The sequence below is a fragment of the Pseudodonghicola flavimaris genome, assembly GCF_030164425.1.
Taxonomy (GTDB): Bacteria; Pseudomonadota; Alphaproteobacteria; order Rhodobacterales; family Rhodobacteraceae; genus Pseudodonghicola; species Pseudodonghicola flavimaris.
Genome location: NZ_JASNJD010000033.1, coordinates 1 through 27,000, shown reverse-complemented (window position 1 = coordinate 27,000; position 27,000 = coordinate 1). Strand labels below are relative to the sequence as shown.

The window sequence follows — 27,000 nt, the reverse complement described above, 5'->3', positions numbered from 1 at the left end:
GGTAGCCCCTCTCCGTGATCTGCGCGACGGCGTCTCTCTTGAAATCGTCGCTGAACTTGGTGCTGCTCATCATGGCCTCCTTGCCTCAAAATTAGCAATGAAGGCGTCCACGATACACGGGACTATTCACGACGACATTGGAGCGATACGGATAAGATCCGGATCGTGGAGGAGAGTTTTCTGGGGCATCGACAGGTGGCGGCAACGGCACGGCGGCATGGTGTATCGCGCTCGTTGCTGACGATATGGCGGCGGCAGTATCGCGACGGTGAGCTTGGCGACGAGACGCCGCCTTCATTCATCCCGCTGGCGGTTTCGCCCATGGCGCCTGCGGTAGTGCCTGCGACCGCCCAGGAGGAGCCGCGCGACACCCCGGACGTTCAGCTCGAGATCGTGCTGAGGAACGGGCGGCGACTTCTCGCCCCCTCGTCGGTGGAGCCGGAGGTTTTGGCGCGGCTGCTGCCCGCCCTGGAGGGCCGATGATCGCCTTCCCGGCGGGGGTGCGGGTGTGGATCGCGGGCGGGGTCACCGATATGCGGCGCGGTATGAACACCCTGGCGCTGACGGTGCAGCAGGGTCTCGGGCGCGATCCGCATGCCGGCGAGATCTTCTGCTTCCGCGGGCGCAAGGGAGATCTGGTCAAACTGCTGTGGCACGACAGGGTCGGCATGTCGCTCTATACCAAGCCGCTGGAGGCGGGGAAGTTCATCTGGCCGACGAGCGGAAGCGGCGAGGCCGTGCAGATCTCCGCAGCCCAGCTCGGGTATCTCTTGGAGGGGATCGACTGGCGCAATCCGCGCTGGACCCAACGCCCTGCAAAGGCGGGATAAATCAGCCTCACCGGGCTTATTTGCATGGGCTTTCCGATGGCTGCATGGTAGGTCTCGGCCATGTCAGATGCCGCTTCCGAGATCGCCAGATTGCGCGCCGCACTCGCGGCCTCGGAGGCCCGTGCGGAGGCCGCCGAGAGCGAGCTGGCGTAGACCCGGGCGATGGTCTCGACCTCCGAGGCGATGATCAAGCATCTCCGGCTCGAGATCGCCAAGCTCCGGCGCGAGCAATACGGGCACAGTTCGGAGCGGCGCGCCCGCCTGATCGACCAGATGGAATTGCAACTCGAGGAACTCGAGGCCGCAGCCACCGAAGACGAGATTGCCGCCGAGAAGCTGGCGAAGACCTCGACCGTCGCGGGGCTCAAACGCCGCCATCCGGCGCGCAAGCCGTTTCCGGAGCATCTGCCGCGCGAGCGCGTGGTGATCGCGGCGCCCACGGCCTGTTCCTGCTGCGGCTCGGATCGCATCGTGAAGATGGGCGAGGATGTCACCGAGACGCTTGAGGTCATTCCCCGGCAGTGGAAGATGGTCCAAACCGTCCGTGAGAAGTTCACCTGCGGGGATTGCGAGAAGATCAGCCAGGCGCCAGCGCCGTTCCACCCCACGCCCTGGGGCTGGGCCGGTCCGAACCTACTGGCGATGATCTTGTTCGAGAAGTTCGGCCAGCACCAACCGTTGAACCGTCAGGCCGAGCGCTATGCGAAGGAAGGCGTCGAGATCAGCCTCTCGACGCTGGCCGATCAGGTCGGGGCCTGTGCCGTCGCGCTCGCACCGATCCATGCGCTGATCAGGACCCATGTACTTGAGGCCGAACGGCTGCACGGCGACGACACGACGGTGCCGCTGCTGGCGAAGGGCGGCTCCCATACCGCGCGGCTCTGGACCTATGTCCGCGGCGACCGCCCCTTCGGCGGCGGTAGCCCACCTGCCGCGCTGTTCCACTTCTCCCGCGACCGCGGCATGGCCAATCCCAACCGGCATCTCGCCGGATGGCAGGGCATTCTGCAAGCCGATGCCTATGGCGGCTACAACGACCTCTACCGCGCCGACCGCGATCCCGGGCCGGTCGGGTGTGCTCTTTGCTGGAGCCATGCCCGGCGCAAGTTCTTCGAGCTCGCCGACATCAAGGGGAACGCCTGGAAGGGCAAACCCGCCCATGACATCTCCCCTGTCGCGCTGGAGGCCGTCGCCCGGATCGACGCGATCTTCGACATCGAGCGCGGCATCAATGGCCAGATGGACCTTGCGGTACTGGCGGCGGCGGTGCGTGCCGTGCTTCCTGGCCAGCCACTCACCGTCGCCGAGAAACTTGATCCCAGTGCTGTCCACCAAGAGGTTCAGGGGGCCCTGGGCCCGGCGGAACGAGAGCTGGACGGTGATCGTCTTCTGGCGCCGGCTGAGCGTGGAAAAGTCGGGTACCGGCCAGTCCAGCCCTGCCATCTTGAGGATGCTGGAAACCATGCCCGTCGTTTGCCGGAGCGGCAGGCCGAAGAGCACCTTCACCATCAGGCAGAACTGGATGGCCGCGTCGGAGAACACGGGCGGACGCCCCGGCTTGCCGCATTTCGGAGCGAGTCAGGCCATGTCCCGGTCCAGCCAAACGAGCAGCGACCCGCGCCGCTTCAGCGCGTCGCTATACGATTTCCAGTTCGTCGTACGGTAGCGGGCAGGTTTGGGCTTCGTCATCGCAGGCTCTTAACCCACCGGATTCACGCTGTGAATCCCGGAAGCCGATGAGTTCTGCAACAAGCCGACAAAAAAGCCCTCCACTTCATTATTTTTCAAAAACAAAATCGTGCGAGAATACCCCCTCGCACCTCAGGGGAATCGTTACAGAAGTGAATCATCAAAAGTCATTATTTTCCAACTTATGCTTGTGCAAGCTCCGTGGGCTGTCAAGCGACCCGCCCGGCGCCGCCGGCCCCGGCGACCGGGTTCAGCGGTCGCCTGCCGGCGACTGAGGAAGAAATCAGCAAACCGGGGTTGGAAACCCTGCCCGGTGTGGCAAATATCCCCCCCGAGAGACATGACGCGCAGGCCCCGACAGAACAGATGACATCACAGCCCCCTCCCCCCTCTGTGCAGGCGCTGCGCAGCGCGCATCTGGCCGGAGAGATCGACGCGCCGCGCACCGTCTTCGCCGCCGGTCTGCAGCTGCATGCCGATCCCGCCCTGCAGCTGTCCGGGCAGTGGCGCTCGCCCTCGGGGCGGCTGCTGGAGCTCGATCTGCGGATGTCCGGACAGGGCGAGTGGATCGGGCTGCATCTGACGCTGGACGCCCCCGATCTGGCCGCGGTCGGCTGGATCGGCTTCGCCTGCCGCAGTGCCGCGCCGGAGGAGCTGCTGATCCGCCCCTGCCTGCGCTCCGGCACCGAAAGCGGGTTCACCGACACTTTCTTCGACAAGCATCTCCTCTCCACCCCGGAGCCGCACAATCACATGGACGCGCTGCATCCCGCGACGCGGCGGGAGCTGCCGGAAACCGCCCCCTGGCGCGAATTGATCCTGTTTCTGCCGCGCCGGGACTGCCGCTGGCATCTGCAGGACCTGCGGCCGATCTCGATATGACCCTGACTCTCGCCATCCCCTGTCACAACGATGCGGCGCCGCTGGGGCGGCTGCTGCAACGGATCGCCACGCTCGATCTCGCCGATCAGGTGATCGTGGTCGACGACGGATCGGTGCCACCGCTCGAGGCCGCCCCGCTGGCGGCCGCCAGCGGCCTGCCGCCCGAACGGCTGACCCTTCTGCGCAACGACAGCGCCCGCGGCCCTGGCGCCGCGCGCAATCAGGCGCTGGCCCGGACCAGCGGCACGCATCTGCTGTTTCTCGACGCCGACGACCTGCCGACCCGGGAGCTGCCGGAACTGCTGCGCGATCTGGCGGGGGAAGACTTCGATTTCTGCCAGTTCCAGTATCACGACACCCGCATGGATCAGGAGCATGTCTGGGGCCAGACCCCGCACGACCAGCGGTTCTGGCACGCCGCCGGGGTCGATCTGGGGGCGCTGAGCGAGGTGGGGCCAGACGCCGCGGCAGAGCTGTCGCGCACCGCCAATTACCCCTGGAACAAGCTCTATCGCACCGAATTCCTGCGCGCCCATGCCATCGGCTGTTCGGAGATCCTGGTGCATGAGGATATCGAGCTGCACTGGCGCAGCTATGTCCACGCCGGCCGCATCCTCGCCAGCGATCGGATCGGGGTGATCCATTTCGTCTCGCCCGAGGGCCTGCGGCTGACCAATCGCACCGGGCCGGAACGGCTGGCGCTGTTCGAGCCGCTCGGCCGGCTGGCAACCGAGGTCCGGACCGGCGCCGACGGGCTTTACGCCCTGCCCTTCTTCGGCTTCGCCCTCGGTCTGTTCGACTGGATCGCCGGCAATCTCGACCCGGCCTGGCACCGCGATCTTGCCGCCGGGGTGCGAACCTTCGTCGACCAGCATGTGCCGGAGGAGATGCTGGCGCGGCTCCGCACCGCCGAACCGGAGCGGACCGCCCGCGTCCTGGCCCGCGCCGGGCTCAGCTGATCAGGCCCTGTTTCAGGGAAACAGAGCCTGTTTTCCGCGTCGCTTACAGCGGCGCGACAAAGAAGGCCGGGGCCTTTTCACCGGTCTCGAGGCACTGGACGAAGCCGCGCGCGGTATCGAGCGCCTCGCGGATGGTCACATCCATGTCGAGATAGCGATAGGTGCCCAAGCGCCCGACGAAGGTCACCCCCGAGGTCGCCTCGGCCAGCTTCACGTAATCGCTGAGCAGCGCCTTCTCCTCGACCTGACGGATCGGGTAATAGGGGATGTCCTCGGGCTCCGCCGCGCGGGAGAATTCGCGATAAAGCACCGAGCCCTCGTGGTTTTCCCAGGGGGTGAAATGCTTATGTTCGGTGATGCGGGTATAGGGCACGTCGACCTCGCCGTAATTCATCACCGCGCAGCCCTGGTAATCGCCCTCATAGGTGAAGCGTTCGAAATCCAGCGTGCGATAGCCGAGCCGGCCGAGCTCGTAATCGAACCAGCCGTCCAGCGGGCCGGAATAGAAGACGTGATCGTAATCGCCGGCCTCGCTGCGGTCGAAAACGGTCTCCAGCTTGACGGTGATGTTCGGGTGATCGAGGATCTTGCCGATCATCGCGGTATAGCCGCTCTCCGGCATGCCCTGGAATTTGTGGAAGAAGTAATTGTCGTCGTAGTTGAAACGCACGGGGAGACGTTTCAGGATCGAGGCCGGCAGTTCGCTGGGGTGGCAGCCCCATTGCTTCATCGTGTAGCCCTTGAAGAAGGCCTCGTAGAGATCCTTGCCGACGAACCGCATCGCCTGCTCCTCGAAGGTCTGCGGATCGGCGATCGAGGTATCGGCCTGTTCTTCGGTGATGAAGCTGCGAGCCTCGTCGGGGCGCAGGGTCTTGCGGAAGAACTGGTTGATGGTGTGCAGGTTGACCGGCAGCGAGAACACGCCGAGCTCACCCTGCGGGTCGCGCGAGGTGGTCTTCACCCGGTTCTTGTAGGGCAGGAAGGTCTCGAACCCGTTGACGTAGTCCCAGACCTCGGCATCGTCGGTGTGAAAGATATGCGGGCCGTAGATATGCACCATCACCCCGGTGTCGGCGTCCCGCTCGGTATAGCAGTTGCCGCCGATATGCGGCCGGCTGTCGACCACCGTGATCTCGTGACCGGCCTCGGCCAGATGCCGGCCGATCACCGCGCCGGACAATCCGGCCCCCACCATCAGAAATTTCATTGTAATCCGTTCCCTTGTCGCGCCGGCCTGTCCGGCACCTATTCCGCCGCGGCCGCCTTGGGCGGCAGCAGTTCCGCGATCAGCTCGTCCAGCAGCGCCCAGACCCGGGTGGCGTTCTCGCGCAGCACCTCGGTATCCTTCTGATCCTCGATCCGGTCCAGCCGCTGCCCGATGCGGCGCTGGTATTCCAGCCGCCAGCCACGCGGCTGGGCATTGACCAGACGCGCGATATCGCCGGCGATCCGTTCCAGCCGCCACAGCTGCGTTTCCGGGTAATAGTCCAGCGGCTCCAGGCTCTGTCCCTGCAGCAGGCCCTTCTCGATCGCCGCATTCAGCTCGCCCACCATCAGCGGCCGGCCGAAGAACGACTGATCCAGCTGTTCGGCATCCTCGACGAAAAGGGTTTTCAGCGCTTCCGCATGGGCCCGGCTCAACGCCATCTTGGTGCGGTAGCGGCCCGGCGTCGCCGCCAGGGCGCGGCCGATGGCCCCGCCCAGCGACAGGCGCATGAACTCCGGCACCCCGTCGGCCACCAGCCGGCGCTGGACCCGGCGCATCGCCGCGACCTCTTCCAGCGACAGCGATTCATTGGTGCTGGAGATCGGATCGAGGCGAAAGGGCGCCCCCTGCAGCACGGTTTCGAAGAAATCCGCCACCACATCGCCGTCGCGCATCTCCGAGCGCAGGAAGGGCCGCAGGGTGAAACGGTCGCCGAATTTGTTCTGCCAGCGCAGGAACCGCTGCGCATATTTCAGCATCCGGCGTTTCTTCTGCCCTTCGATGCTCTCGTCCAGGGTGCAGAGCTCGGTCCCGGTCTTGACCCGCTGGGCGTAGCCCGACAGCGCCCGGCCGGCATGCGGCCGCACATAGGCGACGATCCGGGCGGTCTCGGTATATTGCGGCATGAACTCCTCGAGCGCCTTGATCAGCGCCTTGGGCGGCACCGCGCTGAAGAATTCCGCCGAGATCAGCCCCAGGTCGGCCTCATGGCTGCGCGCCCAGTCCGCCTTTTGCGAAAACAGAAGCTTGCGGCGTTTCTTGCCCTGCTCCTTCTCGGCCCGGCGCTTGGGATCGATGGCATAGGCCATGGCACTGGCGTTCAGCTCTTCCTGACAGACGTAGCTGACCGTCTCGCAGTGGCAGGCCCGCTGCTGCATCGCCTGCTGAATCGAAGAGGAGCCGTTCTTGGGATCACCGATGTGAAAAACCAGATTGCCGATCATGAAAACCTCTGCAGTCGCGTTGTTCCGGTCTTAGAACATGGGGCCCTGCATCGCTAGCCTTCTTTGACCGCCGCCCGGTCCGCGGACATCAAAGGGCACGGGCTTTGGACAAAGCCGACCGAAAACCGCCGAAACCGTGTTTTTGTTTTGAACTCCCGGGTCGATTAAGGGTAATGGACCAGGTGACCAGAGGCGGCTACGCTTTGAAAACGAACCACAACGGGCATCCAAGTTGAAACGTAGACTCATTCTTCACATCGGGGCGCATCGCACCGCGACCTCGGCCCTGCAAGCTTTTCTCTTCGATAATTTCAATCAGCTGAAACCCAAGGGCTTTTTCTATCCCTTCAAGGTCCGCCGCCACCTGCGGCTGATGAACATGCTGTTCAACGGCGTCCGCAAGGTCGACGACGTGGCGCAGATGATCGAGGAACGCGCCGGCAAGCAGCCGCATGAGATCCACACGATCATCCTCAGCGACGAGGATATCTGCATGCGCCGCGACCTGAGCCTGCTGGGCCAGTTCCGCAACACCTTCGACGTCAAGGTCGTCTTCACCCTGCGCCGTCAGGACATCTGGCTGGAAAGCTGGTTCTTCCAGAACATCAAATGGCAGTGGAACCGGAAGCTGAGCCATTGCAGCTTCGATGAGTTCATGGGCCTGCGCGAAGATTTCCACTGGATCCACTACGACCGCTACGTGCGCCATCTCGAAGAGATCTTCGGCCAGGAGAACATCATCCTCAATGTCCACGAGAAGGGACAGATGCCCAAGGGGCCGATCGATGCCTTCTGCGACAGCATCGGGATGACCGACCGCAGCGGGTTCTCCGAGCCCGTGCATATCAACGAAAGCTTCTCGCCGAAGATCTCGGAATTCATGCGTTGCCTGCCGCTCGGCGAGGCCCAGCCCTCCTACCGGAACGTGCTGACCTCGGCCTGTGCCCAGATCGACAAGACCCTGACCGGCGGCTCGAAGCAGTCCGAACGGGTGATGCCCTATGACCAGCGCCAGGCGGTGATGGCCGAATATGCCGAAGGCAACGCCGCGATCGCGCAGCGCTATTTCGACCGGGACACGCTGTTCTTCGATCCGCTGCCCGATGCCGATGCACCTCTGGCGCAGATGGCGCTGCCGGACGACAGCTACCAGTTGATGTCGGACTATGTCTGGCCGCTGCTGCAGCAGATCATCGAAGAGCATCAGAAGGACAAGGCGCCGGAAGAGGAATGATCCGGCCGGCCCGGCCCTGAGACCCTGCCGCGCGGCCAGCCGGTCCCCAGGATCATCGTCCGAAGGCCAGCCAAGATCGCCGGCGGAAGACCGGAAAGACCATGAAAAGGCCCCGGGCGTTCACCGACGCCCGGGGCCTTTCCACATCCCCTACCCGGGACCCCGGCCTCAGCCGGCCGCCTTGGCCGGGGCGGTCTCCGGCGTCATCTCCAGCTTGGCGCGCCAGTAGGTCTCGGTGGTCAGATCGTCATAGCCCTTGCGATACATCTGCAAGAGCTCCGGATAGCGGCGCAGGAACTGCAGTGCCAGGCCGGTGAAACGGGCCGCCTCGCGCAGGAACTTCCGCTTCGAATGGGTCACCGTGTACCACTTGCGCTTGTCCGCGCTGAGATAGGTGATCCGCGCCGCGCCCCAGGCCCAGAAGATGCTGCCGCGATCTCCCGCCTCCAGCACCGGGTGATTGCCGAAGCGGCGGAAGAAGGGCAGCAGATGGCCGTTCAGCGTGATCTTCATGAAGAAACGGATCCAGCGGTTGCGCGGATTCATCCGCCACTTGCTGGTCGGCAGGTCGCGCGGTGCCGGGGTCCAGGCCTCTTCCTGGGTCAGCGCCTTGATGTCGGCCCGGCGCTGCGCCATGTCGGCGTTGTTGTCGAAGAACTCCGGCCCCTTCAGCACGTCCTCCAGCGCCAGGTTGATCGCCTGAATCGTCTCGTAATGCATCCGCGGCAGGTTGCGCAGGAAGAACCAGGCGGCGATCTTCAGCGTCCGCATCGCGCCGATCTCCATCGACGGCAGGCTGAGGTGATGCGCCATGTGGCTGCGCAGGTCCAGATACCAGGTCAGCGGGCTTTCCTTGTCGGTGAAACTGTCCTGGAAGGACACCACGCCGTTCAGGGTGACGATGTCGAAATCATGCACCAGGGAGAAGCTGACATCATCGCCGCGCACGAAGAAGGGGAAGGGCTGGTGCACCACCTTGTCGACCGGAAAGGCGAAATACCACCAGCCGCCGTAGAAGCGGTCCGGCGCCGGCCCGGTGGTGGCATATTCCATGCCGAAGCTCTGCCCCGGGTCGCGCAGGTCGGTGCCCATGTAGAGCGGCAGGCAGCGGGTGTTGAAGACCGCGCCGTTTTCCCAGATCGCCCAGCGGTGCGAGGCGTTGATCATGGCGCCGGCCACCGCCGTGGCGGGATCGATGGCATAGGCCAGGAACCGCCAGGTCCGGTCCAGGCTGTCCATATGGACCGAGGCGTCGTCATCCATGAACAGGCAATGGCTGGCGCCGCTGTCGCGCGCCGCCAGAAGCCCGCGGGAAAACCCGCCGGCGCCGCCCAGGTTGGCGTTGGGCACCACGGTGATATGATCGCTTTCGGCGATCCGCACGCTCTGGCCGTTGTCGACCACGGTCAGCCGGATGTGATCCTTCAGCGGCGATCCGGCGATATAGGTCTCGAACCGCCGCGCGGTGCGCTGCACCGCCGCTTCGCGCTTGAAGGTGGTGATCGACAGCATCAGCTCGGGCGTGCGCCGCGGCGCGTCGGCGGTGACCCAGTCGGCCGCCGTCAGCTTGCCCCGGCTCAGCGCCCGCAGCTCGAAGAACAGCACCCCTTCGGTCAGCTCCAGATCGAAGAGCGCCGCCAGATCCAGTTCGGTCGGCGCCTTGGCGCTCAGCGACACCACCTGGTTGACCAGCCGTTCCCAGGACCGCTCCGGCAGCGCCAGGAACACCGAGACCTCGAACTGCCCGGTGCCTTCCAGCGACAGCCGCAGATCGCTCAGGGCGCAGTTGTGCTGCCATTTGCCGATGTTGAACAGATTGAACCAGGTGTTGAATTCGGCCCGGCCGTCGACCGCGAAATGCACCATGCCGTCCTCGGCCGACAGACCCGCCGGACCATGCAGCCGGACATAGAGATCGCGTTCGGTGCAGATCCCCTGTTCCGGCCAGATCAGGCTCTGCAGCTTGGTCACGGCCGGGGCGGGCGACTGATCGGGCATGGGGCGTTCCTCTCTCGTCACGCGGCTGTCGCGCGCTGTATCTCTCAAATCCGAGATCGTCTTAATGGAGCACGGGAGCCGGGTTCAACAGAAGATCATCCGCCCCCCGTCAGCACCGGCCCGCGCGATGAAAATGCAACGGCACAAGGGCCTCAGCCGCCCAGGATCGCCTCATGGGTGGCGATCGCCTCCTCGAGATCCTCGAAATACTGCACCTGGCCGTTTTCCAGCACCAGCCCGGCGTCGCAAAATTCCCGCACCTGGCTCATCGAGTGGTTGACCATGATGGCGCTGGAGGTCTGCATCCGCTCGGCGAAGACCGCCTTGCTCTTGCGCTTGAAGGAGGCATCCCCCGTGGCGGTGACCTCATCGACCAGATAGGTGTCGAAGTGGATGCCCATCGAGGCGCCGAAGGTCAGCCGCGATTTCATCCCCGAGGAATAGCTGCGCACCGGCATGTGGAAGGATTTGCCCAGTTCGGCGAAATCCGCGACGAAAGCCAGCAGCGCGTCGGTATCCACCCCGTAGATGCGGGCGATGAAGCGCACGTTCTCCGCCCCGGTCAGGTCGCGGTGGAACGAGCCGCCGAACCCCACCGGCCAGGAGATCGAGCCATCGGTGACGATGCGGCCGGAATCGGGCCGCATGGTGCCGGCGATCATCTGCAGCAGGGTCGATTTCCCCGCCCCGTTGCGGCCCAGCAGCGCCAGCGACTTGCCGGTCGGCAGCGTCAGGTTGAGGTGATCGATCACCACCTTGCGCTCGCCCTTCAGGCGAAAGCTCTTGGTCAGATTCTCGAAGCGGATCATCGCCCTACCCCGCCCCGCCGATCAGCTGCGATCGCGGATCGAATAATAGATCAGCGCGCCGATCGACCACAGCAGCAGCAGGAACAGACCGGCCAGCGCCGCCACCAGCGGCCGGATCGGATATTCGGAATCCTGCGCCAGCGTCGGTTTGACATAGGTCGCCAGATAGCGGCTCTGGCGGGCGGCATCGTCGCGGGCGACCTGGCGGGCGGTCAGCGCCGCGCGATAGGTCTGTTCGGCGTAATCCAGATCGACCGTCAGGCTTTCGAATTCGGCGATCAGCGAGGGGTAATCCTCGCCCACGGCGCCGGTGTCGGTATTGTCGCTGGCGAAGGTCTGCCGTTCGATGCGGATGCGTTCGCGGATCACCTCGATCAGCTGTTCCGCCTTGGTCAGCCGCGGATCGCTGGGGCTGGCGGTCTCGCGCAGCAGATCATATTCGATCAGCGCCGAGGCCAGCTGCTGCTGCAGGTTGTTCATCACCCCCATGCGGCCCTGGATATCGGCCGCCGGGTCGACGATCTTGGTGCGGGTGCGGAACTGGGTCAGCGCCTCGCGCGCCGCCTTCAACCGGTCGATCGCCTCATCCAGATCGGCCTGAGCATAGCGGATCGCATCGGCGCGGGCCTGGTCGTTCAGCCGGTTGATGCGGTCCTGGCTCTCGCGCAGGATCACCTGGCTGACAGCCCGGGCGGTCTCGGGGTCGAAGGCGCGGGCCTGCACCTCGATCAGCCCGGTACCGGAATCGTAGGAGATGCTGACGATCCGCTGCCAGTACCAGTCCAGATCCTCGCGCGAGGCATCGGGCCAGAGCGCGAAGACCCAGTCCCCGGGCCAGGGCTGGGAATAATGCGCTCGCAGGTCGACATCGGCATCGACCGCCTCGACCATCTCCTGGCTCTGGATGAATTCGTAGAGGATATCGCTGTCCGAGGCGACGGTGCCGCCGGCGAATTGCGCCAGCCCGCCCAGAAGCTCGGTGGCGCCGCCGCTTTCCTGGCTGCGCACGGTGAAACCGGTGGTCGAGAGATACTGATCCTGCGCCGCGACCCAGAGATAGAGGATCACCGCGATCAGCGGCATCAGCACCACGACGCCGAAACTGGCCAGCAGCCCCCAGTGCCGCCGCTTCATCTGCGCCGGCCGGGCGATCGGCATCACCCGGACCGGCGCCGGTCCGCCCCCCGCCGCCCGCTTGCCCGCCAGGTTGCGGCGCCCGCCCCGGCGCGCACCGGCCCGGGGTCCGGCGGGGCCGGCCTCGTCCCGCTCGGCGCGTTCAGCCGGCGTCGCCGCAGTTTCGGATGTCGAAGGCTGTGCGCCGGCCTGATCGGCATCGGCAGAGGAAATCTTGTCAGTCATAAGCGGCCCACCCGGCGCGAAGCCGTTTGAAATCATGTCTGATTCCTTACATAACTGCGGATATAAACGCCAGCATCGGAACGATTTTCATGGCTTCCCAGCCAGCCCCTGCCCCCCAGTCCCCAGCCGCTACGCAATATGGCCCCCACCGCTTCGCAACGCTGCGCACGACGCTGGCGCTGATCCTGCGCGAGATGTCGACCAGCTACGGGCGCACGCCGGGCGGCTACGCCTGGGCGATCCTGGAGCCCCTGGGCGCCATCATGGTGCTGTCCCTGGGGTTTTCGCTGGTGGTGCGCACGCCGCCGCTCGGCACCAGCTTCATCCTGTTCTACGCCTCCGGCTACATGCCCTTCGACCTCTATCAGGTGCTGGCCCGCAAGGTGTCCAAGGCGATCAACTTTTCGAAACCGCTGCTGCATTATCCGGCCGTCACCTGGGTGGATGCGGTGCTGGCCCGGTTCATCCTGAACGCGCTGACCGGCATCACGGTGACGGCGCTGCTGCTCACCGGCATTCTCGCCGTGCTCGATCACCGCAGCGCGGTGGATCTGACCCCGGTGATCGAGGCGATGGCGCTGGCGATGCTGCTGGGGCTGGCGGTCGGGGTGATGAACTGCGTGTTGACCGGGCTGTTCCCGGTCTGGGACATCGCCTGGTCGATCATCACCCGGCCGCTGTTCATCGCCTCGGGTGTCTTCTTTCTCTACGACAACATGCCGCCGCTGGCGCAGCAGATCCTATGGTACAACCCGCTGCTGCATATCACCGGGCTGATGCGCGAAGGCTTCTACGCCACCTACAACGCCTCTTACGTCAATCATGTCTATGTGATGGGGGTGTCGCTGGCGATCCTGACCCTGGGGCTGATCCTGATGGGCCGGTTTCACCGCACCATCCTGAACAGCTGACCCCTGCCGCCGCGCCGCTAGCCGGCGGCGGCCAGAACCTCGGCGTGGCGGCGGTCGACCCGGCCGCTCAGCCCGTCGCGGACCGCCCAGCCCAGAAGCCGCAGGAACACCCCGCGCTCTCCCGGGTGGTGGCGCAGCTTCAGCAGCCATTTCGGCAGGATCAGCAGCATCACCGGCCAGAACATCCAGCCCGCCGCCATGCGATAGAGAAACAGCAGGTTGCGGTGGTAATAATAGACCTTCCACAGCGGCCGGAACTGCCCCGGCCGGCCCTGGAAGGTGGAACAATCGTGTTCGAAGCGCACCTCGGGGGAGAAATGGATCCGCCCGCCCGCCTTGCTGAGCCCCAGGGTATAAAGCCCGTCCTCGCCATAGACGAAGAGCCGCCCGTCGGGATAGCCCACCAGTTCCACCGCCCGCCGCGACACGAAGAGCCCGACGAAGGAGGAAACATCCACCGGCCGGCCCTGGCCGCGATAATCCGCCGGCGCGATGTGAAAACCGCCCCGACCGCCGACCACCGTGCGCAGGAACTCCCGCCGGTGCCAGAACGGGTTGCGCGACGGCCGGTTCATCTCGCAGATGGCGCCGCCGGGGAAATAGACCGCCGCCGCCACCGCCTCGCAGTCCCGCTTGTCCAGCGCCGCGAAGGCGGCCAGCGCGCCGGGATCGGGGCGGGCATCGTCGTCCATCACCACCATCCAGTCGGGATCGAACCGCGTCACCGCCTCGCGCATGCCCCATTCGAAGCCGCCGGCCCCGCCGAGGTTCTCGGCGCTTTCCAGCACCACCAGCCGCGGATCGTCCTGCCCGGCCAGCCAGGCGCCGGTCCCGTCGGTGGAGACATTGTCGACCACCACCACCGCCTGCAGCACCTCTGCATCGGCCTCCAGCAACCGCGCCAGCGTGTCCCGCAGCTTCTCCAGCCGGTTGTGGGTCACCACCACCGCCACCAGAGAGAAGGGCGCGCCGGGCGCTGCCGGGCTGTGATCTGCCGTCACGACTGTTGTTCCTTGCCTGGCTGCGGGCTGTTGGCGGGTGTCGGGGTCGCAAAACTCATAAAAGCGCGGCCATGTCAAATCGAACCGGGTTAACGACCGGCAAACAGCCCCCGGGGTCCAGCGGCGGCGCCGGCCTGTCGATGCCGTTTGACAGCGTCGCGCCACTGCGCCACCAAGGCGCCATGCGCAGTGCCCTCGTTACCGGCTCGGCCGGCTTCATCGGCTATCACCTCAGCGCCCGGCTGCTTTCCGAAGGCTGGCGGGTGACCGGGCTCGATTGCCTCTCCGATTACTACGATGTCGAGCTCAAGAAGCGCCGCCATGCGCTTCTGGCCCCCGACCCGAATTTCACCCCCGTCATCGGGCGGTTGGAGGATCCGGGGCGGCTGCAGGCTCTGTTTCAGGACAATCGCTTCGATCTGGTGATCCACCTGGCCGCCCAGGCCGGGGTGCGCCACTCGATCGATGCGCCGCGCGATTATGTCGAGGCCAACCTGATCGGCACCTTCGAACTGCTGGAGGCCGCCCGCGCCCATCCGCCCATGCATCTGCTGCTGGCCTCGACCTCCTCGGTCTATGGCGCCAACACCGAAATGCCCTATGGCGAGCGCGACAAGGCCGATACCCAGATGTCGTTCTACGCCGCCACCAAGAAGGCGACCGAGGCGATGGCGCATTCCTATGCCCATCTCTATCGGTTGCCGACGACGATGTTCCGCTTCTTCACCGTCTACGGGCCCTGGGGTCGGCCCGACATGGCGCATTTCAAATTCACCCGCGCCATCCTCGAAGGCCGGCCGATCGACGTCTACAACCACGGCCAGATGCAGCGCGACTTCACCTATATCGACGATCTGGTCGACGGCATCCTCGGGCTGACCGAGGCGGTGCCGGGCGATGCCCCGGTGTCGGAGGCCGACAGCCTCAGCCCGGTCGCCCCCTTCCGTGTGGTCAATATCGGCGGCAGCCGGCCGACCAAACTGCTGGATTATATCGCTGCCATCGAGGCCGCCTGTGGCCGCGACGCCGAAAAGGTGATGCATCCGATGCAGCCCGGCGACGTGCCGGCGACCTGGGCCGACACCCGGCTGCTGACCGATCTGACCGGCTATGCACCGAAGGTGCCGGTGGGCGAGGGGATCCAGCGCTTCGTCGACTGGTACAGGGACTATTACGGGATCTGATCCCACTGTGGCCCCTGACGCATGTTTCGCGTGCGAAACATGAACGGCACCCTCAAGCCCCCCCAAGACAAGGACTGAGCAAGGCCCCGGACATCGAAACGCCGCCCCCGATCCCGTCGGGGGCGGCGGTCGGTTTCCCGGAACAGAGCCTGATATCAGACTCTGTTGTTTCGCGTGCGAAACCTCTCAGCGCTGCCGCAGCCAGTCCCGCAGCGCCTCCATCAGCGCCGCATCCACGGCCGGGCCGGTCAGCTCGATCCGGTTCCGATCGGCGGTGAAGCTCAGCCGCACCCCTGGCCCGGCCGGCTGGCTGATCCGTCCCCCGGCCATCGGCTGCTCCCCCGAGCGCGGCCGCGCGGGAGAGGCAGAGGTCGGCGGGGCAGGGGCAGGGGCAGGGGCAGGATCGGCCTCGACCGCCGGCGGGTCGACGGCAACTGGCGCCGGCTTCGCCACCGCCTCGGACAGGATGGCGATCTCCTCCGCCGGGCTCTCCGGCGCCGCCGCGATCAGCGCCTGTTCCAGCCGCCCGGCCAGCCCCTCCTCGGCCTCCAGCGCCTTGACCAACGCCAGGCCGAGCTTTTCGGAAATCGCCGTGGGATGGCGCAGCACCGGGTCGAGCTTCTCCACCAGCCCCATGAAGCTGCCGATCTTCGAGCGTTTCGACCGGGTCACCGAACCATAGAGCGCCCGCAGCGCGGCCCGGGCATCGGGATAGACACCTTCCTCCACCGCGCGGGCGGCGATGCGGGCGCGTTCGTAAAAGCTCAGGTTCACCCGGATCTCGTTTTCCTCGACCATCGCCACATAGGCGTCCGAGGCGCTCTCCGGCGCGATCACCAGCGCCCGTACGAAGCCGAAACGAGAGTCTGAGGTCCTGTCATAGAGCCTGTTCAGTGCCGTCAGCCGACGCCAGCCGGAAATCAGACCATAGGCCTTGTCGCCCTGCGGCGCCGGCAGGCGGACAACCTCGATCGGGGTCTGCTGGCCACGCGCCTCGAGGCTGGCCATCAGCGCCTCCATCTCGTCCTCGTCCTGGGCCATGCGGTCGCGCACCAGATGGCCGGCCTCGATCGCGCCGAGCGGCAGCCGCTCCAGCATCAGCCCCTGGGCCCGGGCGGTGGCCATTTCCGTCGCCAGCTCCTCCAGCGCGGCGCGGGCGGCGGCATCGCCGCTGACCTGGGCGATCGGTGGCGCCATCGCTGTCGGTGCCGGTCCGGGGGCGGCCAGCGCCGCTGGACCCGGGGTCGACGGCCGTGGCGGCTCGGCCTCAAGATATCCCGGCTGCGCCGGCGTCAGTCGTCTGCGTTTGGCCATCTCTGCTCTCCTTGCCGGCCCCCTTGCTGCGGGCTCTGTCTCATGCCGGGGTCAAGCCCGGCTCGGCGCTGTGGGCGGCCTCCAGCTCCTCGCGCCGCCAGACCCCCAGCAGGAGGCGCTTGAAGGCGGCATAGGTCTCGTCGAAGGTCTCTCGTCCACGGGCATAGGTCTCGCGGTTGAAATCGCGGTAATCGGCCTCGTAGATGCCGGAGACCTGTTCCCCCGCCTGGCCGATCAGCGCGGTGAAATCCTGCCGGTGAGGCGACAGGGTGCGGCCCAGATAGGCCTGGATCAGCGCCGAGAGCTCACCCTGCTGGGCGCCGTCGAACCGGGTGATCACCGCGCGCACCGCATCCCATTCGAAGGCAAGCCCAGGCCGCCCCAGCGCACGGGCGGCCATATTCTCCCCCTCCTCGATGGAGGCGAAGGTGGAATGCAGCATGTCGAAGAAACGGCCGGTGGAATCGAATTCCAGAAAGGAGGCGCCGAAGGGCACCAGCAGGATATCGGCGGCCGCCAGCCCGTTGATCGTCAGATACCCCAGCGCCGGCGGCGTATCGATGAAGATCAGATCGTATTGCTCCAGCACCCCGTCGGCCTCCAGCCGGTCGGTCAGCGCGTCCCACAGCTTCCAGCCCCGCGCCTGCATCCGCCAGACCGGGATCTGGAACTCTGCCCAATAGAGGTTCAGCTGCGCCCCGATCAGATCGATATTGGGCCAGTGGGTGGATTGGATGACATCGGCCGCAGTCATCTCCAGCGCCGCCGACAGCGTGTCGTCCAGCGGCTGCGGCGCCTCGCCCCGGTCCAGCCGGCGCTGGTTGTCGGCGCGCAGATGTTCGCCGTAATGCCGCGCCAGCAGCGGGAAGGCAGTTTGCCATTCGTCCTCGACCCGTCCGCCGAAGATCGAGGTCATCGACCCCTGGCTGTCGAGATCGATCACCAGCACCCGGTAGCCGTCGAGCGCCGCCGACATCGCCAGATGCGCCGCGGTGGAGGTCTTGCCGACGCCGCCCTTGAAGTTGGCCACCGCCACCAGTTTCGCCGGCAGGCCAGCGGGGCGGTAGGGCAGGTAGTTCTTCGCCTTCGACCCCTGCGCCGCGAAGAAGGCCCTGAGCCGCAGCACCTCGTCCAGGGTGAACCACTTGGCGCCGCCCTCGGTCTCGCTGGTGCCCTGCGGCAGCTCCGGGTTCTGTTTCAGCACCCGGCGGAAATGCGCGCTTGCCACCGGGATCAGATAGCGGGTGATCTCCCAGGTGGAGAACAGGCGGAGGCTCTTGCGCCCCTCCTCATCCATGCCGCGGCTGGCCAGATCGGCCCGGCCGCGGGCACAGGCGGCGGCGATCGCGGCGAAGCCCTGGGTGCCGGTGGGGGCGTCCAGCTCCTCCAGCGCGGCATCGGGATCGATGTTGAAATAGGGGGGCAGGGGGCTGCTGTCCTTGACCATGAAACCGCTCGATGTGCTGTGTTTTTGGCATGATACCACAAAAGGCATTACATGGAAGGAAAAGCCATACACATCCTGATTTTCTCAGCAATTTCAGGCGTTCGCTGCAGGCGATCCGGGCGCAGATCCGGGCCTTGGAATTTTTTTATCCAGTTAGATCTGTGTTATATATAAGTTACGGGACCCGAACGGTGGATGTAACCCATTGGTTGCGAATATATTTTCGATCCTTCTTCGAAACCGGGTGACTCTGAACCCACGTTCGTGCGACTCCGAACCCCCGATGGGGCGATTCCGAACCCCCGTTGCGGCAGCTTGTGGATAACTCTAGGCTGCCCGTCACCGAAACCACGATAACGAGTCGGACACCGACCATGAGCAGTGTGACAGTGAGCGGGCCGGGCGGCCTTCTGCCCGACCGGCACCGGCAGGGGGATTTTTTCCTCTGCGACATCTTCGATGCGATCCCCAAGGACGATATCGCCAGCATGGAACATCCGCTGTTCTCGCTGGGCACCCGGCCGGACCGGCGCATCCTCTCCTATGCCCATAACGGGGTGGAGATCACCGTGACCCCCAGCGTCAGGGGGCTGGCGACGATCCACGACAAGGACATCCTGATCTTCTGCATCAGCCAGCTGATGGCGGCGCTCAACGCCGGTCGCCAGGTCAGCCGCCGGCTGTACCTGAAGGCGCATGATCTGCTGGTGGCCACCAACCGGGAGACCAGCGGCGATGCCTACCGCCGTCTGCGCGAGGCCTTCGAACGGCTCGCCGGCACCCGCATCACCACCAATATCGTCACCGGCGATCAGGAGGTGACCACCGGTTTCGGCCTGATCGAAAGCTGGGAGATCGTCCGCAAGACCCGCGGCGGTCGCATGGTCTCGGTCGCGGTGACGCTCAGCGACTGGCTGTACCGCGCGGTGCTGTCGAAATCGGTGCTGACCCTCAGCCGCGATTATTTCCGGCTGCGCAAACCGTTGGAACGGCGCGTCTACGAGCTCGCCCGCAAGCATTGCGGCCGCCAGCCGGAATGGGTGATCTCGGTCGAGACGCTGCTGAAGAAATCCGGCTCCGCCAGCCCGCGGCGGGTGTTTCGCAAGATGTTGCGCGACATGATCGCCGCGGGCCATCTGCCCGATTACAGCATGGAGGAGCTGGACGGCGATCTGATCCGCTTCGCCCCGCGCGATCAGATGGTCGAGGCGCCGGCCCGGCCGCCCCGGCTGAGCGCGCGGGCGCTGGAACAGGCCCGCGACATGATGCCGGGCTGGGACGTCTACGCGCTGGAGGCCGACTGGCGGGCCGTCTGGGCGCGCTCCGGAGCGCCGAAACTGCGCAGCCCGGATGCCGCTTTCCTGGGCTGGGTGAAGAAACGCGCCGCGGATCTGTGACGGCGGGCGCGTCCCGCCGGTCTATCGGCTATCATGCCAGCGTCGCGCTTTGACCATAATCTGGTCGCCTTCCTCCGCTATCGCTCGCCGCGAGGCCGCGGTCCGGAGACGGCACCGGCGGGCAACAGGTAACGAGGGACGGCCATGCAGATCGACACCACCCCGATCCCGGGGCTTCTGGTTCTCACGCCGCGACGCTTCGGCGATGCGCGCGGCTTCTTTTCCGAAAGCTGGAACCGGCAGACGCTGGCTGGGCAGGGGATCGACCTGGATTTCGTGCAGGACAATCATTCGTTGTCTGCCCGGGCGGGCACCATCCGCGGGCTGCATTATCAGGCGCCTCCCCATGCCCAGGACAAGCTGGTGCGCTGCGGCCGGGGCGCGCTTTTCGACGTGGCGGTCGACATCCGCCGTGGCAGCCCGACCTATGGCCAATGGTTCGGGCAGGAGCTGAGCGCGGAGAACGGCAGGCAGATGCTGATCCCCAGGGGCTTTCTGCACGGCTTCGTCACCCGCGAGCCGGATACCGAGATCTGCTATAAATGCACCGATTACTATGCGCCCGACTGCGACGGCGCGGTGCGCTGGGACAGCTGCGGCATCGACTGGGACCTGACCTCCGATCCGGTGCTCTCCGACAAGGACGCCGCCGCCATCCCCCTTGCCGGGTTCGACAGCCCGTTCAGCTGGGAGGGCGCGGCATGAGGCTGCTGGTCACCGGCGGGGCCGGGTTCATCGGATCCGCCGTGGTGCGATTGGCGGTGGCGCGTGGGCATGAGGTGATCAACCTCGACGCGCTGACCTATGCCGCCTGTCTCGACAATGTGGCGAGCGTCGCGACGAGCCCGCTCTACACCTTCGTGCAGGCCGATATCCGCGACCGCGCCGCGCTGGATCGGGTCTTTGAGGCACATGCCCCCGAGGCGGTGATGCATCTGGCCGCCGAATCCCATGTCGACCGCTCGATCGACGGGCCCGGCGATTTCATCGAGACCAATATCACCGGCACCTACAACATGCTGGAGGCGGCGCGGAAATACTGGCTGGAACAGGGCCGGCCGGAGCACTTCCGCTTCCACCATATCTCCACCGACGAGGTCTTCGGCTCGCTGCCCGCCGATCCGGCGGTCAAGTTCACCGAAGACACGGCTTACGATCCGCGCTCGCCCTATTCGGCCTCGAAGGCGAGCTCGGATCATCTGGTCCGCGCCTGGCACGAGACCTACGGGCTGCCGGTGGTGCTGACCAATTGCTCCAACAACTACGGCCCCTATCACTTCCCCGAAAAGCTGATCCCGGTGATCATCCTCAACGCGCTGGCCGGCCAACCGCTGCCGATCTACGGCGACGGCTCGAACATCCGCGACTGGCTCTATGTCGAGGATCACGCCGATGCGCTGCTGCTGGTGGTGGAGAAGGGCGAGCTGGGCCGCTCCTATAACATCGGCGGCGAGAACGAGCGGAGCAATCTGGAACTGGTGCAGACGCTCTGCACCATTCTCGACCGCAAGCGGCCGAAAGCGGCAGGCTCCTACGCCGATCAGATCACCTTCGTCACCGACCGGCCCGGCCATGACGCGCGCTATGCCATCGATCCCGGCCGCATCCGCGCCGAGCTGGGCTGGCGGCCCTCTGTCACGGTGGAAGAGGGGCTGGAACGGACGGTGGACTGGTATCTGGCCAACGAGCCCTGGTGGCGGGCGCTGCAGGATCGCCACGGCGTCGGCCAGCGGCTGGGGGTCGGGACGTGAGGTGGCTGGCCGATGCGCCACGGATCGCCGACCGCTCTGGCGGGCGGGACAATAACTTCGACCTGATCCGCATGCTGGCGGCCACCGGGGTGATGGTGTCGCATGCCTATCCGCTGGCGCTGGGGGCGGGGACGCCGGAACCCCTCGAGACCTTTCTGAAGGGCGACAACCTGGGCCGCGCCTGCGTCTTCGCCTTCTTCTCGATCTCGGGCTTCTACATCGCCCGCAGCTTTCTGGGCAAACGCGATGTGAGCGCCTTTCTGCGGGCGCGGATCCTGCGGCTCTATCCCGCGCTTTTCGGCATGTTGCTGGTGACTGGCCTGGTCGCCGCGCTGGCGCTGTCGCAGGCGCCGGGGATCTGGGCGGCGCTGCCCGGCTATGTGCTGCGCGGGCTGACCTTTTCCGGCAGCGGCCTGCCGGGAATGTTCCCGGACAACCCGTTGCCGGGGACGGTGAACGGCTCGCTCTGGACCCTGCCGTATGAGGTGCTGTTCTATCTCACGGTGCTGGTGGTCGGGGTGCTGGGGCTGTTCGACCGCAAACCGCTGGTGGTGCTGGTCGCGCTGCTGTTCCTGGCCAGCTATTACGCCGGGCCGATGCTGACCGGGCGCTATTACGTGCTGTCGGCGCTCTATCTGGGGCTGCCCTTCCTGGTGGGGGTCTGTTTCTACCTCTGGCAGGACCGTATCCCGCTCAGCCCGGTGATCGCCGGCGGGCTGGTGCTGCTGGTGCTGCTGCTGCGGCCGACGCCGCTGTTCCTGCCGGTCTTCATCCTGGCGCTGGCCTATGGGCTGTTCTGGCTGGGCTTCGCCCGCACCCCGAGGCTGCAAGTCTATAACCGGCTGGGGGACTATTCCTATGGCACCTATATCTATGCCTTTCCGGTACAGCAGACGGTGGCCGAGGCCGGCGTCGGGATGGGCGGGATGACGCCGCTGGGGCATCTGGCCATCGCCGTGCCGGTGACCTTCGCGCTGGCGGCGCTGTCCTGGCATCTGATCGAAGCTCCGGCGCTGCGGCTGCGGCGGCCGGCATTCTGGAGGACGGGAGCATGAAGGACGTGCTCGTTTTCGGGCAGACGGGTCAGGTGGCCCGCGAACTGGCGCGCCATGCGGGGGTGACCTGTCTGTCGCGGGCGGAGGCGGATCTGACCGCGCCGGAGGCCTGCGATGCGGCGATCCGCGCCCATGGTCCCCGCGCGGTGATCAATGCCGCAGCCTATACCGCGGTCGACCGGGCGGAGAGCGAACCGGCGCTGGCGCATCTGATCAATGCCGCCACCCCGGGCACCATGGCACGCACCTGCGCCGATATGGGCATTCCGTTCGTTCAGATCTCCACCGATTACGTCTTCGACGGATCGGGGGAGGCGCCCTGGCGGCCGGAGGATCCGACCGCCCCGCTCAACACCTATGGCCGCAGCAAGCTGGCCGGCGAACGGGCGGTGATCGCGGCCGGGGGGGCCCATGCGGTGTTGCGCACCTCCTGGGTGGTCTCGGCCCATGGCAGCAATTTCGTCAAGACCATGCTGCGGCTGGGCAAGACACGCGACAGCCTGAACGTGGTGGCCGATCAGATCGGCGCCCCGACCCCGGCCCGCGACATCGCCGCCGCCTGCCTGACGATCGCCGAGGCGCTGATCGCGCGGCCGGAGGCCGCGGGCGTTTATCACCTCGCGGGGGCGCCGGACACCAGTTGGGCCGGTTTCGCGCGCGAAACATTCGATCAGGCCGGCATCGCCTGCCGGGTGGAGGAGATCCCGACCTCCGCCTATCCGACCCCGGCGGCGCGGCCGGGCAATTCGCGGCTGGATTGCGCCACGTTAGAGACTGTTTTCGGCCTCGCCCGCCCCGATTGGCGGCAGGGGCTCCACGCCATTTTGCATGACCTTGGAGAGATTTGAGATGAGCGGACGCAAGGGGATCATCCTCGCCGGCGGCTCCGGCACGCGGCTTTACCCGATCACCATGGGGCTGTCGAAACAGCTTCTGCCGATCTACGACAAGCCGATGATCTATTACCCGATCTCGGTGCTGATGCTGGCCGGCATCCGCGAGATCTGCATGATCACCACCCCGCAGGATCAGGAGCAGTTCATCCGCACCCTGGGCGACGGCAGCCAATGGGGCATCTCGCTGAGCTATGTGGTCCAGCCCAGTCCCGACGGGCTGGCCCAGGCCTATCTGCTGGCCGAGGATTTCCTGGCCGGCAGCCCCTCGGCCATGGTGCTGGGCGACAATATCTTCTTCGGCCACGGTCTGCCCAAGCTGATGGCGCGGGCCGATGCGCAGGAGACCGGGGGCACCGTCTTCGGCTATCACGTCGCCGATCCCGAACGCTATGGCGTGGTCGCCTTCGATCAGGGCGGCGCGGTGCGCGAGATCATCGAGAAACCGGCGGTGCCGCCGTCGAATTACGCGGTCACCGGGCTCTATTTCCTCGACGGTTCGGCGCCGGAGCGGGCCCGGCAGGTGACCCCCTCGGCGCGGGGCGAGCTGGAGATCACCTCGCTGCTGGGGATGTATCTGGCCGACGGGCTCCTGCAGGTGGAAACCATGGGCCGCGGCTATGCCTGGCTCGACACCGGCACCCATGCCTCGCTGCTCGAGGCCGGCAATTTCGTCCGCACGCTGGAGGATCGCCAGGGGCTGCAGGCCGGCTGCCCCGAGGAGATCGCCTATAGCCAGGGCTGGATCAGCGCCGAGGAACTGGCGGCGCGGGCGGCGCTCTTCGCCAAGAACGCCTATGGCGCCTATCTGGCCGGGCTGCTGGATCAGGGCTGACGGCGCGCCCGGCCCGGAGGGGCAGGGCGCGTGATGACGGCCGATTAAGTCGGGCCGATCCTAGAAGGCGTTGCTGGCGCGGCTGAAGACACCGAAGAAGTTGCCGACGATATTGGCGATGGTCAGCGTGTCGTTGATCGGCGATTCGGTGGCGACCACCAGATCGCCCGGCTCGATCTGGAACTTGCGGGCCGAGAACAGCCCGTCGGCCGAGGTCAGGTTGAGGGTGAAGACCACCCGTTCCTGACGCGGCCCGCGCACCCCGGGCAGCACCGCCGAGGCGGGATATTCGCGCAGGATCAGCAGCCCCTGCGGGTCGGCCTTGCCGTCGTTCACCCCGCCCATGATCGAGACCGCATCCATGGCCGAGATCTCATCCTTGGTGAAACGGTGCAGATCCTCCGATCCGGCGGCGCCGAAGGACAGGAAATAGCGGCTGTCCTCCTCGACGAAGACCCGGTCGCCGCCGCGCAGGCGGGTGTCGAGCCGGGGGCTCTTCAGCAGGGTCTCGACCGAGGTGCCGTAGATGGCGCTGCCGCGCATCAGCCGGATCTGCGGGTTGCGCAGGCTGTCCTTCACCCCGCCGCCGGCGGCCAGCAGGCTCAGCACGGTGTAATTGCGGTCGGGCATCGGATAGCTGCCGGGGGCGCTGACGCCGCCGACCAGATCGACCGAATTGGCGCGGCCCTCGGACATGTTCAGCTGCACCTGCGCCGAGGGCACGATCACCTCCAGCGATTGCTGCAGGTCGCTGCGGGCCATCTCGGGCGTCTGCCCGGCGACGGTGATTTCCCCGACATAGGGCATGAAGATGGTGCCGGAGGAGGAGACCTTGACCTGTTCCAGCCGGGTTTCCTTCTGTTCGGCGGTGGTCAGCAGCGAATTGTCGCTGCTGTCCCAGATCCGGATGTCCAGCCGGTCGCCGGGCTGGATGATCTGGGTCTTGGGCCCCTGGCTGGCGCCGATCCAGGACTGCCGCGGCTCGCTGGTCGGCACCGGCCATTGCGACACCGTCGGCAGGAAGGCGCGGGACACTTCATAGACGGCGAACTCCGGGGTTTCGTCGGAGGATTGCTTCAGCACCTCTTCGCGCACCGGGGCGCCGCCGGGCAGACGGCCCTTGGCGCAGGCGCTGGTCAGGCCGGCGAGGCCCAGGATCAGGAGGAGAATGAAAGCGTGACGCATCTGCCTGGGGCCTATTCCTTGAGAGAATCCGGTGGGTAAAACCATTGCAATTTCAGGCTCGCAAGATACTGCCCCCCGGAGGGTGGTCAACCTTTTGGAGGGGCGTGATGGCGTTTCCGCGAATTCTTGTGTTGGGGGCGACCGGGCGGATCGGCCGGATCCTGCAGGGCTGCTGGCCGGCGGAGCGGGCGATCTGGCAGGCGCGGCCGGCGCCGGGGCGGACAGCGGGCGTCGGCTGGCGGCTGGCCGACCCGCTGGCCGATCCGGCCTGGGCGGCGGATCTGGCGGGCGAGGTCGGCGCGGTGCTGGGGCTGGCCGGGGTGACGCCGACGACGCCGCGGCCGGAGGCGCGGATGGCCGAGAACATCGACCTCGGCCTGGCGGCGGTGCGGCTGGCGGCCGGGCTGGGCGTGCCGGCGCTTCTGGCCTCTTCCGCAGCGGTTTACGGGGCAGGGCCGGGGCCTCTGGCCGAAACCACCCCGCCGGCGCCGGTCAGCGCATACGGCCGCGCCAAGGCCGAGATGGAGACCCGGGCCGCGGCGTTGGCGGCGGCGCTCGGGGTGCCGGTCACCGCCCTCCGGATCGGCAATATCGCCGGTGCCGACGCGATCCTCGGCGGCTGGCGGCCGGGCTTCGCGCTCGACCGTTTCGCCGACGGGCGCACCCCTAGGCGCAGCTATATCGGCTCGCAGAGCCTGGCGGCGGTGCTGGCGCAGCTGGCGGGGCGCGCCGATCTGCCGGGAGTGCTGAATATTGCGGCACCGGGCACGGTGGAGATGGGGGCGCTGCTGGATATGGCGGGGCTGGCCTGGACGCCGCGGCCGGCGCCGGCCTCGGCGATCGCCGAGGTGGCGCTGGATGTGACCCGGCTCTGCGCCCTGGTGCCGCTGCCGCCCGCCGATGCCGAAAGCCTGGTTGCCGAATGGCGCGGCCTGCCGCAATCTGCCGGCAAATGAGAGGCAGGCCATGACCTGGAGCAAACGCATCTTCGATCTGTTCTTCGCCACCCTGCTGGTGGTGATCCTGGGCCCCATTCTGCTGGGGCTGTTGCTGTGGCTGCTGTGGAAGGAAGGCCGGCCGGTCTTCTACGTGGCCGAGCGGATGAAGGGGGTGGACCGGCCCTTCATGCTGTGGAAGCTCAGGACGATGACGGTGGTCGAGACCGATGCCGGCGTCTCCGGCGGCGACAAGGAGGCGCGGATCACCCCGACCGGCGCCTGGCTGCGCTCGAAGCGGCTGGATGAATTCCCGCAGCTCTGGAACATCCTGAAAGGCGATCTCAGCTTCGTCGGCCCGCGCCCGCCGCTGCGGGAGTATGTCGAACGCTACCCGGAGATTTACCGCGAGGTGCTGAAATCGCGCCCCGGCGTCACCGGGCTCGCCTCGATCGCCTATCACCGGCACGAGGCGGCGCTCCTGGCCCGCTGTGCCACGCCGGCAGAGACCGATGCCACATATTCGCGCATCTGCGTGCCGGCCAAGGCGCGGCTCGACCTGATTTATCAGCGCCATCAGAACATGTGCTACGACTTCGATCTGGTGTTTCAGACCATCGGCAACCTGTTCCGGCGCGGCCGTTAGGGCAGAAGTGGGCGATTTCGGGCGGGTTTGAGCCGATCTGGCGACCGGAGCCACTGCAGCAATTGCGCTTTTTTCCGAATGAAGGTTAGAAATTGGCCCATGGCGGCGGGTTTTCCGGCGCGGGGAGACAGATTGGTTGAGGATTTGATGCGCAAGAAAGTGACGAAGGCGATATTTCCGGTTGCGGGGATGGGGACGCGGTTTTTGCCGGCGACGAAGTCCGTGCCGAAGGAGATCATGACGCTGGTCGACCGTC

The 27,000-nt window shown here is 66.3% G+C and carries 24 protein-coding genes and 3 pseudogenes; 17 read left to right on the top strand and 10 right to left on the bottom strand.

Features of this window, described 5'->3' with window-relative positions:
- Positions 1–90: 90 nt before the first annotated feature.
- The 3 genes and pseudogenes from tnpA to tnpC all read left to right on the top strand — a co-directional run.
- Positions 91–483, top strand: coding sequence for an IS66-like element accessory protein TnpA (gene tnpA, locus QO033_RS24305; protein WP_284483326.1), 393 nt, complete (start codon positions 91–93; stop codon positions 481–483).
- A complete protein-coding gene (gene tnpB, locus QO033_RS24300) occupies positions 480–830 on the top strand; it encodes an IS66 family insertion sequence element accessory protein TnpB (RefSeq protein ID WP_284483324.1) in 351 nt (116 codons plus the stop codon). Before tnpA ends, tnpB begins: the two co-directional genes overlap by 4 nt.
- 60 nt (positions 831–890) lie before the next feature.
- Positions 891–2,093, top strand: a pseudogene (tnpC, locus tag QO033_RS24295) (IS66 family transposase); the annotation flags it as partial.
- On the opposite strand, the pseudogene QO033_RS24290 reads toward tnpC, so the two are convergent.
- A pseudogene (locus QO033_RS24290) lies at positions 2,052–2,519 on the bottom strand (IS5 family transposase); the annotation flags it as partial. The pseudogenes tnpC and QO033_RS24290 sit on opposite strands and share 42 nt — an antisense overlap.
- 366 nt (positions 2,520–2,885) lie before the next feature.
- Here QO033_RS24290 and QO033_RS24285 point away from each other — a divergent pair.
- On the top strand, positions 2,886–3,401 hold the full coding sequence (locus QO033_RS24285; protein WP_284483323.1) for a hypothetical protein: 516 nt from the start codon (positions 2,886–2,888) through the stop codon (positions 3,399–3,401).
- Positions 3,398–4,360, top strand: a complete 963-nt coding sequence (locus QO033_RS24280) for a glycosyltransferase family 2 protein (protein ID WP_284483322.1) — start codon at positions 3,398–3,400, stop codon at positions 4,358–4,360. Before QO033_RS24285 ends, QO033_RS24280 begins: the two co-directional genes overlap by 4 nt.
- A 43-nt stretch (positions 4,361–4,403) precedes the next feature.
- On the opposite strand, the gene glf is transcribed toward QO033_RS24280, so the two are convergent.
- Together glf and QO033_RS24270 are read right to left on the bottom strand one after the other, a co-directional pair.
- On the bottom strand, positions 4,404–5,567 hold the full coding sequence (glf, locus tag QO033_RS24275; protein WP_284483321.1) for a UDP-galactopyranose mutase: 1,164 nt from the start codon (positions 5,565–5,567) through the stop codon (positions 4,404–4,406).
- 38 nt (positions 5,568–5,605) lie between these two features.
- Positions 5,606–6,790 carry a hypothetical protein gene (locus QO033_RS24270; RefSeq protein WP_284483320.1) on the bottom strand — a complete coding sequence of 395 codons (1,185 nt, stop codon included), beginning with the start codon at positions 6,788–6,790 and terminating at the stop codon, positions 5,606–5,608.
- A 232-nt stretch (positions 6,791–7,022) separates the two neighbouring features.
- Between QO033_RS24270 and QO033_RS24265 the strand changes: the two genes are divergently transcribed.
- Positions 7,023–8,024 carry a hypothetical protein gene (locus QO033_RS24265; RefSeq protein WP_284483319.1) on the top strand — a complete coding sequence of 334 codons (1,002 nt, stop codon included), beginning with the start codon at positions 7,023–7,025 and terminating at the stop codon, positions 8,022–8,024.
- Between the two features lie 168 nt (positions 8,025–8,192).
- Here the strand turns inward: QO033_RS24265 and QO033_RS24260 are convergent, their stop codons facing one another.
- The 3 genes from QO033_RS24260 to QO033_RS24250 form a co-directional block, all read right to left on the bottom strand.
- On the bottom strand, positions 8,193–10,022 hold the full coding sequence (locus QO033_RS24260) for a glycosyltransferase family protein (protein ID WP_284483318.1): 1,830 nt from the start codon (positions 10,020–10,022) through the stop codon (positions 8,193–8,195).
- Positions 10,023–10,174: 152 nt separating this feature from the next.
- On the bottom strand, positions 10,175–10,831 hold the full coding sequence (locus tag QO033_RS24255; protein WP_284483317.1) for an ABC transporter ATP-binding protein: 657 nt from the start codon (positions 10,829–10,831) through the stop codon (positions 10,175–10,177).
- Between the two features lie 21 nt (positions 10,832–10,852).
- On the bottom strand, positions 10,853–12,190 hold the full coding sequence (locus QO033_RS24250; RefSeq protein ID WP_284483316.1) for a sugar transporter: 1,338 nt from the start codon (positions 12,188–12,190) through the stop codon (positions 10,853–10,855).
- A gap of 89 nt (positions 12,191–12,279) precedes the next feature.
- On the opposite strand from QO033_RS24250, the gene QO033_RS24245 reads away from it, so the two are divergent.
- Complete coding sequence (locus QO033_RS24245; protein ID WP_284483315.1) at positions 12,280–13,101, top strand: ABC transporter permease; 822 nt, start codon at positions 12,280–12,282, stop codon at positions 13,099–13,101.
- Between the two features lie 17 nt (positions 13,102–13,118).
- On the opposite strand, the gene QO033_RS24240 is transcribed toward QO033_RS24245, so the two are convergent.
- The gene (locus QO033_RS24240) at positions 13,119–14,102 is read right to left on the bottom strand and encodes a glycosyltransferase (protein WP_284483314.1); all 984 of its coding nucleotides are present in this window, start codon (positions 14,100–14,102) and stop codon (positions 13,119–13,121) included.
- A 182-nt stretch (positions 14,103–14,284) separates the two neighbouring features.
- On the opposite strand from QO033_RS24240, the gene QO033_RS24235 reads away from it, so the two are divergent.
- Positions 14,285–15,286 carry an NAD-dependent epimerase/dehydratase family protein gene (locus tag QO033_RS24235; protein ID WP_284483325.1) on the top strand — a complete coding sequence of 334 codons (1,002 nt, stop codon included), beginning with the start codon at positions 14,285–14,287 and terminating at the stop codon, positions 15,284–15,286.
- Positions 15,287–15,472: 186 nt separating this feature from the next.
- Here QO033_RS24235 and QO033_RS24230 read toward each other — a convergent pair whose 3' ends face one another.
- Positions 15,473–16,600, bottom strand: a complete 1,128-nt coding sequence (locus QO033_RS24230) for a ParB/RepB/Spo0J family partition protein (RefSeq protein ID WP_284483313.1) — start codon at positions 16,598–16,600, stop codon at positions 15,473–15,475.
- A gap of 40 nt (positions 16,601–16,640) precedes the next feature.
- Positions 16,641–18,047 (bottom strand): AAA family ATPase, encoded by a 1,407-nt coding sequence (locus tag QO033_RS24225; protein ID WP_284483312.1) that lies wholly within the window; start codon positions 18,045–18,047, stop codon positions 16,641–16,643.
- 374 nt (positions 18,048–18,421) lie between these two features.
- Between QO033_RS24225 and QO033_RS24220 the strand changes: the two genes are divergently transcribed.
- The 6 genes from QO033_RS24220 to rfbA all read left to right on the top strand — a co-directional run bounded on the left by QO033_RS24220 (position 18,422) and on the right by rfbA (position 23,978).
- A complete protein-coding gene (locus tag QO033_RS24220; protein WP_284483311.1) occupies positions 18,422–19,444 on the top strand; it encodes a replication initiator protein A in 1,023 nt (340 codons plus the stop codon).
- A gap of 144 nt (positions 19,445–19,588) precedes the next feature.
- Positions 19,589–20,149: a dTDP-4-dehydrorhamnose 3,5-epimerase gene (gene rfbC, locus QO033_RS24215; protein WP_284483310.1), complete on the top strand. Its 561-nt coding sequence runs from the start codon at positions 19,589–19,591 to the stop codon at positions 20,147–20,149.
- Positions 20,146–21,195 carry a dTDP-glucose 4,6-dehydratase gene (gene rfbB, locus QO033_RS24210; protein ID WP_284483309.1) on the top strand — a complete coding sequence of 350 codons (1,050 nt, stop codon included), beginning with the start codon at positions 20,146–20,148 and terminating at the stop codon, positions 21,193–21,195. The genes rfbC and rfbB overlap by 4 nt, the downstream gene beginning before the upstream one ends.
- Complete coding sequence (locus QO033_RS24205) at positions 21,192–22,250, top strand: acyltransferase family protein (RefSeq protein ID WP_284483308.1); 1,059 nt, start codon at positions 21,192–21,194, stop codon at positions 22,248–22,250. The genes rfbB and QO033_RS24205 overlap by 4 nt, the downstream gene beginning before the upstream one ends.
- Complete coding sequence (gene rfbD / locus QO033_RS24200; protein ID WP_284483307.1) at positions 22,247–23,098, top strand: dTDP-4-dehydrorhamnose reductase; 852 nt, start codon at positions 22,247–22,249, stop codon at positions 23,096–23,098. Before QO033_RS24205 ends, rfbD begins: the two co-directional genes overlap by 4 nt.
- A 1-nt stretch (position 23,099) precedes the next feature.
- Complete coding sequence (rfbA, locus tag QO033_RS24195) at positions 23,100–23,978, top strand: glucose-1-phosphate thymidylyltransferase RfbA (protein ID WP_284483306.1); 879 nt, start codon at positions 23,100–23,102, stop codon at positions 23,976–23,978.
- Positions 23,979–24,038: 60 nt separating this feature from the next.
- On the opposite strand, the gene QO033_RS24190 is transcribed toward rfbA, so the two are convergent.
- On the bottom strand, positions 24,039–25,163 hold the full coding sequence (locus QO033_RS24190; protein WP_284483305.1) for a polysaccharide biosynthesis/export family protein: 1,125 nt from the start codon (positions 25,161–25,163) through the stop codon (positions 24,039–24,041).
- A gap of 107 nt (positions 25,164–25,270) precedes the next feature.
- On the opposite strand from QO033_RS24190, the gene QO033_RS24185 reads away from it, so the two are divergent.
- The 3 genes and pseudogenes from QO033_RS24185 to QO033_RS24175 form a co-directional block, all read left to right on the top strand.
- A complete protein-coding gene (locus tag QO033_RS24185) occupies positions 25,271–26,119 on the top strand; it encodes an NAD-dependent epimerase/dehydratase family protein (RefSeq protein ID WP_284483304.1) in 849 nt (282 codons plus the stop codon).
- 10 nt (positions 26,120–26,129) lie between these two features.
- Positions 26,130–26,744, top strand: coding sequence for a sugar transferase (locus tag QO033_RS24180; RefSeq protein ID WP_284483303.1), 615 nt, complete (start codon positions 26,130–26,132; stop codon positions 26,742–26,744).
- A gap of 147 nt (positions 26,745–26,891) precedes the next feature.
- A pseudogene (locus QO033_RS24175) lies at positions 26,892–27,000 on the top strand (UTP--glucose-1-phosphate uridylyltransferase); the annotation flags it as partial.

Coding starts and splice junctions, on each gene's coding strand:
- tnpB (WP_284483324.1), top strand. CDS start 480: ATGATCGCCTTCCCGGCGGGGGTGCGGGTGTGGATCGCGGGCGGGGTC.
- QO033_RS24285 (WP_284483323.1), top strand. CDS start 2,886: ATGACATCACAGCCCCCTCCCCCCTCTGTGCAGGCGCTGCGCAGCGCG.
- QO033_RS24280 (WP_284483322.1), top strand. CDS start 3,398: ATGACCCTGACTCTCGCCATCCCCTGTCACAACGATGCGGCGCCGCTG.
- glf (WP_284483321.1), bottom strand. CDS start 5,567: ATGAAATTTCTGATGGTGGGGGCCGGATTGTCCGGCGCGGTGATCGGC.
- QO033_RS24270 (WP_284483320.1), bottom strand. CDS start 6,790: ATGATCGGCAATCTGGTTTTTCACATCGGTGATCCCAAGAACGGCTCC.
- QO033_RS24260 (WP_284483318.1), bottom strand. CDS start 10,022: ATGCCCGATCAGTCGCCCGCCCCGGCCGTGACCAAGCTGCAGAGCCTG.
- QO033_RS24255 (WP_284483317.1), bottom strand. CDS start 10,831: ATGATCCGCTTCGAGAATCTGACCAAGAGCTTTCGCCTGAAGGGCGAG.
- QO033_RS24250 (WP_284483316.1), bottom strand. CDS start 12,190: ATGACTGACAAGATTTCCTCTGCCGATGCCGATCAGGCCGGCGCACAG.
- QO033_RS24245 (WP_284483315.1), top strand. CDS start 12,280: ATGGCTTCCCAGCCAGCCCCTGCCCCCCAGTCCCCAGCCGCTACGCAA.
- QO033_RS24235 (WP_284483325.1), top strand. CDS start 14,285: ATGCGCAGTGCCCTCGTTACCGGCTCGGCCGGCTTCATCGGCTATCAC.
- QO033_RS24230 (WP_284483313.1), bottom strand. CDS start 16,600: ATGGCCAAACGCAGACGACTGACGCCGGCGCAGCCGGGATATCTTGAG.
- QO033_RS24225 (WP_284483312.1), bottom strand. CDS start 18,047: ATGGTCAAGGACAGCAGCCCCCTGCCCCCCTATTTCAACATCGATCCC.
- QO033_RS24220 (WP_284483311.1), top strand. CDS start 18,422: ATGAGCAGTGTGACAGTGAGCGGGCCGGGCGGCCTTCTGCCCGACCGG.
- rfbC (WP_284483310.1), top strand. CDS start 19,589: ATGCAGATCGACACCACCCCGATCCCGGGGCTTCTGGTTCTCACGCCG.
- rfbB (WP_284483309.1), top strand. CDS start 20,146: ATGAGGCTGCTGGTCACCGGCGGGGCCGGGTTCATCGGATCCGCCGTG.
- rfbD (WP_284483307.1), top strand. CDS start 22,247: ATGAAGGACGTGCTCGTTTTCGGGCAGACGGGTCAGGTGGCCCGCGAA.
- rfbA (WP_284483306.1), top strand. CDS start 23,100: ATGAGCGGACGCAAGGGGATCATCCTCGCCGGCGGCTCCGGCACGCGG.
- QO033_RS24190 (WP_284483305.1), bottom strand. CDS start 25,163: ATGCGTCACGCTTTCATTCTCCTCCTGATCCTGGGCCTCGCCGGCCTG.
- QO033_RS24185 (WP_284483304.1), top strand. CDS start 25,271: ATGGCGTTTCCGCGAATTCTTGTGTTGGGGGCGACCGGGCGGATCGGC.
- QO033_RS24180 (WP_284483303.1), top strand. CDS start 26,130: ATGACCTGGAGCAAACGCATCTTCGATCTGTTCTTCGCCACCCTGCTG.